15 protein-coding genes and 4 pseudogenes are annotated in these 11,994 nt (G+C 52.1%); 16 read left to right on the forward strand and 3 right to left on the reverse strand.

Going from position 1 to position 11,994, the window contains the following annotated elements; all coding sequences use genetic code 11:
- The first annotated feature begins 62 nt into the window (after nucleotides 1-62).
- From NR177_RS22660 to NR177_RS22695, 8 genes and pseudogenes are all read left to right on the forward strand, one after another.
- Nucleotides 63-563 (forward strand): hypothetical protein, encoded by a 501-nt coding sequence (locus tag NR177_RS22660; RefSeq protein ID WP_256853707.1) that lies wholly within the window; start codon nucleotides 63-65, stop codon nucleotides 561-563.
- 481 nt (nucleotides 564-1,044) lie between these two features.
- Nucleotides 1,045-1,578, forward strand: coding sequence for a phospholipase D family protein (locus NR177_RS22665; protein WP_256853708.1), 534 nt, complete (start codon nucleotides 1,045-1,047; stop codon nucleotides 1,576-1,578).
- A gap of 140 nt (nucleotides 1,579-1,718) precedes the next feature.
- Nucleotides 1,719-1,979 carry a replication regulatory protein RepA gene (gene repA, locus NR177_RS22670; RefSeq protein WP_256853709.1) on the forward strand — a complete coding sequence of 87 codons (261 nt, stop codon included), beginning with the start codon at nucleotides 1,719-1,721 and terminating at the stop codon, nucleotides 1,977-1,979.
- Between the two features lie 225 nt (nucleotides 1,980-2,204).
- On the forward strand, nucleotides 2,205-2,276 hold the full coding sequence (gene tap / locus NR177_RS22675) for a RepA leader peptide Tap (protein WP_072005116.1): 72 nt from the start codon (nucleotides 2,205-2,207) through the stop codon (nucleotides 2,274-2,276).
- Nucleotides 2,269-3,122 (forward strand): annotated as a pseudogene (repA, locus tag NR177_RS22680) (plasmid replication initiator RepA). Before tap ends, repA (NR177_RS22680) begins: the two are co-directional and overlap by 8 nt.
- Before the next feature lie 1,035 nt (nucleotides 3,123-4,157).
- A complete protein-coding gene (locus NR177_RS22685) occupies nucleotides 4,158-4,382 on the forward strand; it encodes a KTSC domain-containing protein (protein WP_256853710.1) in 225 nt (74 codons plus the stop codon).
- A gap of 18 nt (nucleotides 4,383-4,400) precedes the next feature.
- Nucleotides 4,401-5,003 (forward strand): annotated as a pseudogene (locus NR177_RS24070) (DUF2913 family protein).
- Entirely contained in the window at nucleotides 4,993-5,271 is a 279-nt protein-coding gene (locus NR177_RS22695) for a hypothetical protein (protein WP_256853711.1), read from the forward strand. The pseudogene NR177_RS24070 and the gene NR177_RS22695 overlap by 11 nt, the downstream one beginning before the upstream one ends.
- Nucleotides 5,272-5,419: 148 nt before the next feature.
- Here the strand turns inward: NR177_RS22695 and NR177_RS22700 are convergent, their stop codons facing one another.
- Entirely contained in the window at nucleotides 5,420-5,728 is a 309-nt protein-coding gene (locus tag NR177_RS22700) for a hypothetical protein (protein WP_256853712.1), read from the reverse strand.
- Nucleotides 5,729-5,861: 133 nt separating this feature from the next.
- Nucleotides 5,862-6,054 (reverse strand): annotated as a pseudogene (locus NR177_RS22705) (hypothetical protein); the annotation flags it as partial.
- 84 nt (nucleotides 6,055-6,138) lie between these two features.
- Here NR177_RS22705 and NR177_RS22710 point away from each other — a divergent pair.
- Nucleotides 6,139-6,939 (forward strand): MBL fold metallo-hydrolase, encoded by an 801-nt coding sequence (locus NR177_RS22710; RefSeq protein WP_256853720.1) that lies wholly within the window; start codon nucleotides 6,139-6,141, stop codon nucleotides 6,937-6,939.
- Nucleotides 6,940-6,942: 3 nt separating this feature from the next.
- On the opposite strand, the gene NR177_RS22715 is transcribed toward NR177_RS22710, so the two are convergent.
- Entirely contained in the window at nucleotides 6,943-7,533 is a 591-nt protein-coding gene (locus tag NR177_RS22715; RefSeq protein ID WP_256853713.1) for a hypothetical protein, read from the reverse strand.
- A 221-nt stretch (nucleotides 7,534-7,754) separates the two neighbouring features.
- Between NR177_RS22715 and NR177_RS22720 the strand changes: the two genes are divergently transcribed.
- The 7 genes and pseudogenes from NR177_RS22720 to NR177_RS22750 all read left to right on the forward strand — a co-directional run.
- Nucleotides 7,755-8,444, forward strand: coding sequence for a YafY family protein (locus NR177_RS22720; protein ID WP_256853714.1), 690 nt, complete (start codon nucleotides 7,755-7,757; stop codon nucleotides 8,442-8,444).
- Nucleotides 8,445-8,538: 94 nt separating this feature from the next.
- Nucleotides 8,539-8,910, forward strand: a complete 372-nt coding sequence (locus tag NR177_RS22725) for a VOC family protein (RefSeq protein WP_256853715.1) — start codon at nucleotides 8,539-8,541, stop codon at nucleotides 8,908-8,910.
- Entirely contained in the window at nucleotides 8,907-9,347 is a 441-nt protein-coding gene (locus NR177_RS22730) for an EVE domain-containing protein (RefSeq protein WP_256853716.1), read from the forward strand. Before NR177_RS22725 ends, NR177_RS22730 begins: the two co-directional genes overlap by 4 nt.
- Before the next feature lie 144 nt (nucleotides 9,348-9,491).
- Complete coding sequence (locus tag NR177_RS22735; RefSeq protein WP_256853717.1) at nucleotides 9,492-10,040, forward strand: recombinase family protein; 549 nt, start codon at nucleotides 9,492-9,494, stop codon at nucleotides 10,038-10,040.
- 95 nt (nucleotides 10,041-10,135) lie between these two features.
- Nucleotides 10,136-11,083 (forward strand): Rpn family recombination-promoting nuclease/putative transposase, encoded by a 948-nt coding sequence (locus NR177_RS22740; RefSeq protein ID WP_256853718.1) that lies wholly within the window; start codon nucleotides 10,136-10,138, stop codon nucleotides 11,081-11,083.
- Nucleotides 11,084-11,111: 28 nt separating this feature from the next.
- Nucleotides 11,112-11,708, forward strand: coding sequence for a DUF2913 family protein (locus NR177_RS22745; RefSeq protein WP_256853719.1), 597 nt, complete (start codon nucleotides 11,112-11,114; stop codon nucleotides 11,706-11,708).
- Between the two features lie 100 nt (nucleotides 11,709-11,808).
- Nucleotides 11,809-11,916 (forward strand): annotated as a pseudogene (locus NR177_RS22750) (transposase); the annotation flags it as partial.
- Between the last annotated feature and the right edge of the window lie 78 nt (nucleotides 11,917-11,994).

Raw genomic sequence — 11,994 nt, forward strand, 5'->3', positions numbered from 1 at the left:
ATTCAAGTTAATCAAGTAATCACTTAAGATTGCTATGAGTTTAATTATTCAATGGAGTTTATATGAGTTCTCGCGACAGTTTTTTCGAAAAGGCTAATAAAAATAATGAAGCTGATATTAAATTCAGAGACGATTTCAATCGTGAGCTGAAAGAGTTTCAAGATAATACTCAATTACTTATCAAAGAGGTCCAGTCGTGGTTTGAAGGGAGTTCAATCACTTCAAGTACATCTCAACAGTCAATACCAGACTCAATAGACCGTGGGAGAGTTAACAGTGTGCAGTCTCTCACGCTTAGAAATGGTGAAAAAACTTTGACAATCGAACCAGAGGGCCTGAGGTTCATAGGTATAACAGGTGCTCTAAAACTGAAGATTATCAATATGAGCAGAGCGCCCAATACTCAAACTTTTGCAATACATATGCGTGATAGCGCCCCTCGCGCCAGAGGATTACCAGAAAAGTACGAGGGGTGGGTCATTGTCACATCAAGTAATGAAGGGCGAGTTGTTACAGCATTCAATGAAGAAAATTTCTTTGCAGCCATTGAAAGCTTTGCGTGAAATACGCCATTACGCATAACTTGTTTTGAGTACAAAATCAAAAGCAAAGCCCGACCGGTAAAGTAGGGCTTTATTATTGTTCTGTTTTCATTCTCTTTGATTAAAGCCTGGAGCCTAACGACGTCAGATTCCGTCGCCCGCTTCGCTTCGCGTTTCTGCCAAACTGGAGGCGCGAACGGGTAGACTAGGAGCTAGAGCACATCAGGCACAGCATCGAAATGTCGTTGCCCCGTAATTTACGGAAAAACGGCCCTATTTAACATAATAGATGTATCTCGCAGTCCCCACTCCCTCACGTGACCGTATTCCGGCGAAAGCCGCAAAAGTTCCGCTTATCCCGCTCAAACAGAGTCAGAAACATATTGCTGGTTTGTTATCAGATACGCGGTGTCGGTTTAATAACTAAACCGGGGCGAGACCGCCATTTACCATAGTTATCTTAAATTTCATGTAATCGACAAACTTAATCAGGAAAAACGAAATGAAAAAAACGATCTCTGCTGTCGTGTTATCGGCCGTGCTGTCCCTCTCTGCCAGTGCGTCATATGCAGCCCCGTCCCTCGATGTCGGTTTCTCTCCGGAAGGCAGCGCACTAAAAGTGGTGCTGAAGACGCTCGACGAGGCCCACGACAGCATCCGTCTGATGGGCTACAGCTTTACATCCCCTGAGGTAGTGAAATCGCTGGTTGCTGCGAAAAAACGAGGTGTAGACGTCAGGATAGTGGTTGATGACAAAGGAAACCGGAGTAAAGCCAGTCAGGCCGCAATGAACGTGGTAGTTAATGCCGGTATTCCGCTGCGCACCAACGGGCAGTACAAAATTATGCATGACAAGGTCATCATCACCGATGGCCAGAACGTCGAAACAGGCTCATTTAACTATACGCGCAGCGCCGCAGAATCGAACTCAGAGAATGCACTATTAATACGCGGCGTGCCGGCACTGGCGCAGACCTATCAAGCACACTGGCAGTCGCGCTGGGACGGTGGTACTGACTGGCATTCTGGCTACTGAGACGAGCCAACCTCTTATTTTTCCTGCAATAGCGAACTGTGCGCCAACACTATACCCCCCTGCAGAGGGGGGTCGCTGTAAATAATGATCTGTAGTATGCTCTGCGGCATGATCCACTCCTGAGTCATGAGGGTGCAGAGATGTCGCAGTCAACCAGCTTAAATGCCGCTACAGGCAAAAGTAAGCGCGTTTACCGTAAAGGTAACCCGATGCCTCCTAAAGAAAGGCAGAAGGCTTCACTTGAGCGGCGTAGCGATACACATAAGTCTCTGCACGCAGTCATCCTCAGTTCTCAGAAAGAAAAACTGGAAGCGCTGGCTTCAGAGGAAGGGCTCACTCAAGCTCAGATGCTCGAACTAATCATCGAAAATGAGTTCGAACGCAGAAAAGCAAGAAAGTAAATATTTACATTCTTGATACTTAATAACTTGAGTGATAGATTGCTGATCGTTTTAGGATTTTGGTGTGCCACGCCGGAAGGTGGCAGGAGACTGGTACTGAAGCACGACTGAAGGCCAGAAAAAAGAAAACCCCGATAATCTTCCTGAGTTTGGCGACCGGAGAAGACTAACGGGGCTCACTGAATCTGCATAGAAGCTGTTGCTCTATGCAGGGAGTATAGATTCATGCCCAGAAAACTGCAATACCTTCTGTGCTTACTCCTTCTGTGCAACATAAGCGCAGGAAGGCGTGGCTGAACAGGTCCTTGAAAACACATCAATTTACCGGCAGGTAAAAAATCCGAATCCGAAATTTGTTCCGGCGAAAGGAAAAAAAACTCTGCCGTTCTGCGAAAAAATCCGCGAGAAAGCCGCGGGCTTCACCCAGCGCGTCGAATTCCAGATGCTGGTTGCCATGCTAATCGCCCGGGGCGAACGTAAGCGCCGTCCACCTCTCCTGCGTATCAGGGGGCTGGAAGCCGCGCTTCAGGTTCTGTGCTGGTATTACAATCCGCTGGCCAACCGTGTCGGCGCGTCGCTCACCACCATGTGCCGGCTTTGCGGTCTGGCCACTGAGAGTAAACGCCTCTCGATCACCCGTTTTACGGGGGCATGCCAGTTTATGGCGCAGATGAAGCTCCTCACCTACAACACCGAATACGACAAAGAAATAGGGTGCAACATCCCGACCGATATCACGTTTACCCCGCTGATGTGGGAGGTTCTGGATGTCTCTGAAGAAGCCGTTGCTGCCGCGTCGAGTGGGAAAACCGGAAGCGTGAGAGGAAGGGGCTGCCACGCGCCGATGCCGGCGAGCTCATCAGTGCAGCATGGTCATTCGTACGTGAAAAATTCCGCGAGACTGTGAGAGCTCACCGCGAGCATGGTCTCAAACGTCACCGCGCACTCAGAGATGCGCCACGCAGCCGTAAGGACATCGATCAGCTGGTCCGCCAGCAGCTCCAGAAAGAAATCCGCGACGGGCGCTTTGTTGGTGGCCTGGAAGCGGCGCGCAGAGAAATTGAACGCAGGGTAACGGAACGCATGAAATACTCGCGTGGCCACTACACCCGCCTCGGCGATGATCTGCTGGTGAAAACCTGATTAAACGCTGAGTTGCGTACTTAGAAACTGGCGCAAACGTGCCGGTTTCCTGCTGCCCGAAATATGGCTGGTCCGGACATTCTTCACGGGCCTCACCCTCCTTTCAGTCATCCGGTTCGCGCCGGAGGATTCTGCACGTCTGAAGCATCCCCAATCGTACAAAACGCAGTCAGAACCCGCCCGCGCCGGTCGGGCAAGAACGAGGTCGCCGTCACAGATGTTATCGTTCTGGCCAGTCCGACGACCGTGACGAAGCGAATTCTGTACTTATCCACATTAACCACAAGAGGGTACTTTTCGTAACCCTTGACCGAGATGCCACTTAACCTGTGTCCGAGCTTTTTACAAACCGCGATGATCCTTTTAAAAAACTGATCTTCTATCTTTTAAAAACCAGTAATACTTACCTTTAAATAAATAACCTGTTCATCAGCTGACCTGTGGACAGCTTCAGAAAGCGAACGCCCTTGCGGCGGACTCACGTCCGCGCCGGTTCGCCATGGCCGCTCCGCGACCAAAGATAGCTCCCGCCTATGGCGGGCAGAGAAAAGTAGTTACAACAAACTCCTGACCACTGTAATGAGTAAACGGCGCTGTACCTGATAACCCATCGCCCGCCTCAGCCCATGAAAAGCCGTCCCCGCCCCGGCCCAGAGGGCCGGAACAGGAGTGGCTTTAAGATGGATGTTGTAACTTAAATCCTGAGTCGCGGTATGACAGAGGCCCGCGGTCCGTATCTTTCGTCTTCGACCATCTGACTTATGCGCGCCTGAGAGGCCGCTGCTTAAACGGCGTCAGGCAGGGAGGGTGGGTGGGAGGATTTCGCCATATATGCGCCTGTAACCGGCTACGCCGGACTTACGGCGCCTGCTGGCATTCGCACCGTCCTGAACGGTTTCTGGCGCCTCCATGCCGCTGACGCGGCATCAGGGCTGGCTGCGCGCGCACGGTCCGCTGTGATAAACTCTCTTTTTTCAGCGCCGGGCGTTCCCGCTACAGTGAACACCCGGCACTACCGGAGAAGGAGACCGCAACGTGAAGCGACACGACATAAACACCGCGCTGTTCCGCAGCGCCGGCTTCGACCCGACGTCGGGCGTGCTGGAGCTGGAATACCGCAACGGCAGCTGCCGCCGCTGGCTGGCGGTACCCGCCCGGGTGTACCAGGCGTTCTGCGCCGCCGCCGACCCGGACCACTTTTTTCGCGGCAGCATTGACGGTCGCTACCTGTCGGTGCGCGGCCGCGGCGGCCCGCAGTGACGCAGGAGGCGCGTACGTATGGATACCGGAAACACCTCTGTCGGGCACCTGGCCTTGTGCGGGCTGGTTGCCCTGCAGCTGGCCAGGCTGGACGGCACGGTCATCACGCCCGCCCAGGAAAGCCTGTTCCTGACGCGGTGGCTGGCCGTGGCTGAGAAGCAGCGGCGCTTTCGAAAGGAGCTGGCCGCCGACATCCGCTGGCTGCTGAAGGAGGGGCGCGAAAAGGGCGTGCGCGCCGACCTGCCCGGGAAGCTGGATTACCTCTGGCGCTCCGGCAGCGCTGACCTGCTGGCGCAGAACGACCTGTACCGCCCGCAGCACGCCCTGCAGGTGGTGTAGTCCGCCGGCTGGGTGTACATGCTGCTGAGCGACGGGGAGTGGCAGGGAAGGAAGGCGCGGCGGCTGAACGCGGCCGTGTCGGGAATTTACCTGCTCAGAAACGGCCTGCACCACGGCTTTGACCCTGCCGGTCAGCAGACTAAACCCCTGCCGGCGCGCATCACCGGCGACCTGAGCGCGCTGGACAGCCTGCTGCGGTGCTCGGGCTGGCGGCGGGAACCGGACGCCGGCGACCCGCTGCTACATTATCTGGTGGCGGAGGGGCAGCGTCATGGTGCGTGAGGACATCCTGCGCGTGCTGCGGGCGCACCCGGACAACTGCATCAGGGGGTACCACCGGGGCCACCCGCTGGGCACCGGGCGCACCGAGGGCCGGGTGCTGGTCCGCCACTACGGGGGGCTCATTCCGGATGAAATCGTGCTCACGCCGGTGATGTTCCTGAAGGTGCAGGACCTGCTGTGCCTCAGCGAATCCTGGGGCACGGCGAACCTCGGTGGCTGCACCTGGCGGCTCACAGAAACGGCACCGCCGGATGCCCCGTCCGGCTGACTTTCTCTTTATTCACCCTCAGATGAGGGCGGAAAAATGGGGATATTGATGATGTTTGTTATGAACTTACGGACAAAGAAAACAACTGAGGCATCAGGGTGAAGCATAAAACAGCACTTACTGGCGGGCATAACCCCCGGTGAGGAGGTCATGCGGGACCTTTCAGCTTCCTGACTATTACGCGTATCAGGCTGTACAGTATCACGGCGTAGAGTGTGATGACCGCAAGCAGAGAAAAGAAGGTCACAGGATCGGTGCCGGCCTCGTAAATGTCAGCCTGGTAGTGGCCAATTGCCTGATAAGAATGGTCAACGACCCACGCCGTCAGCGGATAGAGCGGCATCCCGTACCGCGACATCATGAACGCCACGACGAAGCACAGTGCGAATCCCGCTGCTTTTTTAACGAATTTTGCAGTCTGCAAAGTTGCTGTCTCCCTGTACGTCAACGTAGCCATAAGCCATCAGCTCGTTCCGCGAACCGGATACGCGGATTTTTTTGTGCGTAACAGCGCCTGCCTGACCGTGTAAAAGTCGGTGCGCCGCACAAAGGTAATAGGGGTCTGACGCTCAGTGGAACGAAAACTCACGTTAAGCAATGTTTTCTTCCTCTGACGCCTCTTTTAATGGTCTCAGATGTCCTTTGGTCACCAGTTCTGCCAGTGTGAAGGAATAATGGCCGGGCATAATGATATGCCCGTGGCACAGCAATATCCTCATCATTCAGCGTTTCGTCCTGACTCCGAAGATGAGCAAAAGCTGCCTGTATATAAATCGTGTTCCACTCCGCGAATGGAGTATTATTGTCTGTGCCTCACAGAGTTATCGCAGCCTGGCGGTAACGAATTACTTCAGGGAAAGAGCGAACATGTCCATAACCATCAGCGTCCTGCTGGAAAACCGACTTAAGCCCGGATCTAAAAATTTGCTGCGTGCTAAAGCCGGACTTAGTCTGTTGATTCAGGATGAAAATGATTCAATTCTGTTTGATACCGGCCCTGATGATAGCTTCATGCATAATGCAGGTTTAATGGGAGTCAATTTGACAAACCTTACCGCGTCTGTACTTTCCCACGGTCACTATGACCATTGTGGCGGTGTTCCGTGGATACCTGATACATGTCGGATAATATGCCATCCAATGGTGGCGAATGAGCGCTACTCGGCAGTAAGGTTTCCAGGCTATACCGCCAGAATTAAAAAATTGTCGATACATAATGATTTTTCACGTTTTCGCATGGAGTACAGCAGTACCCCACTACATATCGGGGAACGTTTTATGTGGTCAGGAGAGATCCCTGTAGCCAAACCGCGTGCTTACGGTGTAATCGGTCATAAGAATACGAAAGCGGATTATGTAAAAGATGAGGGGGTTTTAATTTATAAATCCGACTTTGGGCTGATCATTTTTATCGGTTGTGGTCATCGTGGGTTGATTGATATCGTACGTCACTGCCAGAATATAACCGGGATAAATCATATTCATGCCATTTTCGGTGGTTTTCATCTGCGCTGTGCATCACCCCTAAGGCTCTGGAAGGTAAGACAGTTTCTACACCGTCACAAACCAGATAAAATAATGGGTTGTCATTGTACTGGTAAATGGGGCCGCTTGTGGTTGCCGGAAGCAGTCTCTCCGGCAACAGGTGATGTTTATGTTCTTGGGTAGGGTTTAAATAAACAGAGTTACTATCACGGCACAGCCACTGAGCAGTACCAGGGTGCCGACGATTTTCATCAGCATGCATCCCTTGATTATAAAATATACGGATGGGATGAAGAACACCGTAGTGACTATAACTGGCATCGAACCATTAGCAATTATTTTCACTATGCTGGGATTTGCTGTTCCGAACACGGTACAAATGAAAATGTTGCAGCTCAGAATAACTCTCTTGTTCAATGCACCAAAAGAACCTATCCCGTCAATAACACCTGTCAGTGTTCCTGTATAGGCGCCAGCAGTCAGCAGAGAAAGAAGCAGTGCTGCACCAAACCACACAGTCTGATTACCGCTGAGATTCGCAGTATAAGAAAGAGCATCAATATTTCTGTGGTTGATAATATTAATATCTTCGGGTGTTAATAATCGACTGACTGCTAAGACAAAAATGAGAATAAACGCAAAGATAATTATTTTTCCTGCAATCAGTTTTCGTGCTTCCGGATTTTCGGAGCTTTTAGTGAAGCGCTGGATGCATGGAGTAAAATTGAAAGTAAAAAGAAAAACAGGTAATAATGCGAGGCTATTAAAAGAACCCATAGCCGGTAAGTTTATTAAGGGGTCTGAAGCCCAACCGTAAGAAAACGTACGCTAAGTGCATTTTTTAATCATCTCCTAAAGTACATGTCGGCGAGGTCATTTTGACAAAGGTTCGGCTTGGCGACGCTCAGTGGTGGGTGCATACTCAGGGAAGGATACTGCCAGTATTTGACAGTATCTGGTTAAAAGCTGGCTAATTGTATTCTGAGAGATGTCGTCATATGTCCCGAGTTCAACGCTTACTTGATTTAATGCAGATTTTGCGTAGCCATCGGTTTCCTGTTACCGGGGCGCATTTGGCTTCGGAGCTTGGGATAAGTCTTCGCACGCTCTACCGTGATATAGGAATATTGCAAAAGCAAGGTGCGAGCATTGATGGAGAGCCTGGACTTGGCTACGTCTTGCGGCCTGGCTTCATGCTTCCCCCACTTATGTTTTCGGTGGACGAAATCGAGGCGCTCGTTCTGGGCTCTCGTTGGGTTACCGATCGCGGTGATGTTAAGCTCAGTGCCGCTGCCCGAAGTGCTCTCACCAAGATAGCGGCTGTTCTCCCCAATGATTTGTGCAATGCGCTCGATGCAACAGCCCTGCTTGTTGGGCCCGGGGCTGGTGTCACAGCAGGAGATGAGGAGATACCTCAAATTCGTCGGGCCATTCGTGCCGAGCGCAAGCTTGAGGTCAGTTATCGCAACCTCAACAATGTTGAATCCACGCGAACAATCTGGCCTTTTGCACTCGGCTATTTTGATCATGTTCGTGTTCTTGTTGCATGGTGCGAGCTGCGTCAGGAATTCCGACACTTTCGCACTGACAGAATTTCATCTTTAAAAATCACGGAACAGCGTTACCCGCGGCGGCGGCAAGTTCTTTTAAAAGAGTGGCGCGAAATCGAAGGTATTTCTCCGCGGTAATCTATTACTACTGACATAATCTGGCAGTAGTCCAGTTTAGTATTGAATTGTGGTCTGTATCAGCCCATTCAATTCAACAATGCGGAGTAATATTATGACTGATCCTAATTTTATCATTTTGTATGTAAACAGCCCTGCGAACAGCACCGTTTTCTATGAAGACCTCCTTGGGAAAAGACCAATCGAAGAATCACCCACTTTTGTCATGTTTGCCCTTGGTTCGGGCGTTATGCTTGGGTTGTGGTCGAAGCATACTGTTGAGCCAGCGGCGATAGTAACCGCTGGCTGTGGTGAATTAGCCTTTGCCGTTGCCAGCAACGATATGGTCAATACCATGTATGCTGATTGGCGTGGTCGCGGTCTGATCACCTTGCAAACACCGACTGATATGGATTTTGGTTATACATTTGTTGCGCTTGACCCCGATGGTCATCGTCTCCGTGTCTTTGCGCCGTCTGCACAATGAGTCGCAACTGGATTGCCGTGGCCTCGGCAGAACATGTTCGGATTGGCAGAGTTGGTGGTTTTATGCAGGTCTGTCATGGCAAGGCGACCCCATTGCGACGTGTCAAACCGGGGGACCTTGTTGCTTACTACTCTCCAACGCTTAAGTTTGGTAGCAAAAAAAAACTACAGGTTTTCACTGCTATCGGTATTGTCAAAGCGGGGGAGCCCTACCAGTTCGATATGGGGGATGGGTTTTGTCCTTTCCGACGTGATGTGTCATGGCTCCATGCTAATGAATCGCCTATTCAACCAATCTTGGATGTTCTGGAATTCTCAGCAGGTAATAGAAACTGGGGATACCAACTTCGATTTGGTATTTTTCAGATTAGCGATCATGACATCAAAGTAATAGCCGCTGAGATGAACGCAGAACTTAAGGATGTGATTAGTCTGTAATAACAATAATATCTCAACCGTCCGTTTGATCTATACCGTTGTGAGAGCTAGGATAATTTGCCCAAATCAAGTATCATAGAACTTGATTTCGTAAATTTGATACGCAAAAATCTCATTATCTAATGTCTATTGAGATTAATTCGTATGGCGCTCGTCGGTTATGCTCGTGTATCCACGACAGATCAGGATCTGACACATCAGATAGCGGTGCTGACTTCAGCCGGCTGCCGTAAAATCTTCTCGGAGAAAATGACCGGCACCAGGAAAGAGGGCCGCCAGGCACTCGATGACTGCCTTGATTACTTGCGAGAAGGCGATACATTGGTGATCACCCGTATCGATCGCCTGTCACGCAGTCTGCGCGACTTACAGAATCTGGTTCATGAGCTTGAAGGGCAAAACATCAAGCTCAGGGCGACCGAGCAGGCCATCGATACCTCTTCGGCATCCGGCAAGGCTTTCCTGGATATGTTGGGCGTATTCGCCGAATTCGAGACACGCCTGCGTCAGGAACGGCAACGGGAAGGCATTGCCCACGCGAAAGCCAGAGGGGCATATAAAGGAAGAAAACCCACCGCTCAGGCGAAAGCGCAGCAGGTGATTGAATTGACGCTGGCCGGAGTCACCCGCGAAGCGGTTGCCGACCAACTGGGCATTGGCAGGGCCAGCGTCTACCGAATATTAAAAACCTAGCGGCAGCAACATCCCGACGCTATTCTGCCCGGAGAGCGGGTGAAGCCTTCGCTCAGCCATAGTGAGCCGGCGACCGAACATGTTACGATAGCGCCATGAAAAAAAATCCAACGCCCCATGATGCCACTTTCCGGCAATTTCTGACGCAACCCGAAATTGCCCGCGACTTCGTTGATATCCATCTGCCGGCCGAACTGCGAGCCATCTGCGACATCAGCACGCTGAAGCTGGAGTCCGGCTCCTTTGTCGAAGATGACCTGCGCCAGTATTTCAGCGACGTGCTCTACAGCCTGAAAACCACCTCCGGGGAGGATGGTTACGTGTACGTTTTATTAGAAGCACAATCCTCGCCCGATAAGCATATGGCTTTTCGCCTGATGCGCTACTCAGTGGCCGCCATGCAGCGACATATCGAGGCAGGACATAAAAAGCTGCCGCTGGTCATTCCGGTACTGTTCTACACCGGCAAACGCAGCCCGTATCCATACTCGACCAACTGGCTGCAGGAGTTTGATGATCCGGCGTTGGCGGAGAAACTGTACACCGGCGATTTTCCGCTGGTTGATGTGACCGTCATTCCCGACGAAGAGATCATGGGTCACCGCAGTATGGCCGCACTGACCCTGCTGCAGAAACATATTCGTCAGCGCGACCTGGCCGAACTGACCGGCAGGCTCTCCGCCATTCTGCTGGCCGGCTATCTCTCTTCACCGCAGGTGATTTCGCTGATACACTATATTATCCAGGCCGGTGAATCGGCGAATGCAGAGGCATTTATCCGCGAACTGGCCCTGCGGGTTCCGCAACACGAGGAGGAGCTGATGACCATCGCACAACAGCTTGAACAAAAAGGTATCGAGAAGGGTATCGAACAGGGTATCCAGAAAGGTATCCAGTTGGGTGAACAACGCGGTATTGAGAAAGGTCGCAATGAAGGCAAACTCGAAGTTGCTCGTACCATGCTGGCCAACGGCCTCGATCGCGACGCGGTGATGAAAATGACCGGTCTGACTGCTGACGACCTGGCGCAAATCCGCCACTAATCTTTTGCGTCGAGGGGCAGGGTAGTCATTGACTGATAAAACCGCATCCGTTCCCCCGGAAAACACCACCTCAGCGCTCAGCCACCTGGCGCTGGGGCTGGCACGCCAGGACGGTATCGCCGGCACGCCCTATGCCGAAAACCTGTTCCTGATCCGATGGCTGGCCATCGCCCAAAAGCAAAAACGCTTCCCCAGGAGCGTGGCAATTGACATCCAGTGGTTACTCGACCGCGGCCGTAAGCACGGCCCGGCCGGTCACCTGCGCCAGCATCTGGAATACCTCTGGCGTTCCTGCAGCGGCAACCTGGCCGCTCAATCCGACCTGTTCCGACTCACCTACGCCTTAGAAACCCTGAAAGACCAGGGCTGGGACAATTATGTGCTGGACGCGAAAGAGTGGAAGTCCGGCGTCGTGCCGACACCGTCACAGCATAACGGGTTCTATGTCGAAAAAACGGCGCTGAACGCCGCTTTTGCCCAGGACGGTCGCCATCTGCACTCCGTCATATTTCGGGTGATCGGTGACGCCGACCGGTTTATGCATGTGATGGCCGAGTACGGACTGTGTACGCGCCGGCAGGGCAGCACGTCAGCTTGCCACACCATCGCGCTTGAACCGGCGTAACACCGCTACCACCACGGTCCTGACCCTGACCCAAAATCCTGCTCCATTCAGAAACAGAATTCCGGCATGATAAATACTCCCCTGAACGGAGGATGTGCCGATGAAAAAGTCACGATTCACCGAAGAACAGATTGCGTTTGCGCTGAAACAGCCCGAAACCGGCATTCGGGTGGAGGAAGCGTGCAGAAAGATGGGGGTTTCTGAGGCTATGACCTGCCCCCAGGATTAGATACAAAGCTCAGTTAGTAATGTCGGATCCTTCACTCTCAGAATTACCCTTTCTCCA

It is taken from the genome of Pantoea sp. Fr+CA_20 (assembly GCF_024520835.1).
GTDB classification, from domain to species: domain Bacteria; phylum Pseudomonadota; class Gammaproteobacteria; order Enterobacterales; family Enterobacteriaceae; genus Pantoea; species Pantoea allii.

Bases quoted from the DNA above. Each gene is read 5' to 3' on its own strand.
- NR177_RS22700 (WP_256853712.1), bottom strand. From the start codon at position 5,728: ATGGCTACGTTGACGTACAGGGAGACAGCAACTTTGCAGACTGCAAAA.
- NR177_RS22665 (WP_256853708.1), top strand. From the start codon at position 1,045: ATGAAAAAAACGATCTCTGCTGTCGTGTTATCGGCCGTGCTGTCCCTC.
- NR177_RS22740 (WP_256853718.1), top strand. From the start codon at position 10,136: ATGAAAAAAAATCCAACGCCCCATGATGCCACTTTCCGGCAATTTCTG.
- NR177_RS22660 (WP_256853707.1), top strand. From the start codon at position 63: ATGAGTTCTCGCGACAGTTTTTTCGAAAAGGCTAATAAAAATAATGAA.
- NR177_RS22695 (WP_256853711.1), top strand. From the start codon at position 4,993: ATGGTGCGTGAGGACATCCTGCGCGTGCTGCGGGCGCACCCGGACAAC.
- NR177_RS22715 (WP_256853713.1), bottom strand. From the start codon at position 7,533: ATGGGTTCTTTTAATAGCCTCGCATTATTACCTGTTTTTCTTTTTACT.
- NR177_RS22725 (WP_256853715.1), top strand. From the start codon at position 8,539: ATGACTGATCCTAATTTTATCATTTTGTATGTAAACAGCCCTGCGAAC.
- NR177_RS22730 (WP_256853716.1), top strand. From the start codon at position 8,907: ATGAGTCGCAACTGGATTGCCGTGGCCTCGGCAGAACATGTTCGGATT.
- repA (WP_256853709.1), top strand. From the start codon at position 1,719: ATGTCGCAGTCAACCAGCTTAAATGCCGCTACAGGCAAAAGTAAGCGC.
- NR177_RS22720 (WP_256853714.1), top strand. From the start codon at position 7,755: ATGTCCCGAGTTCAACGCTTACTTGATTTAATGCAGATTTTGCGTAGC.
- NR177_RS22710 (WP_256853720.1), top strand. From the start codon at position 6,139: ATGTCCATAACCATCAGCGTCCTGCTGGAAAACCGACTTAAGCCCGGA.
- NR177_RS22735 (WP_256853717.1), top strand. From the start codon at position 9,492: ATGGCGCTCGTCGGTTATGCTCGTGTATCCACGACAGATCAGGATCTG.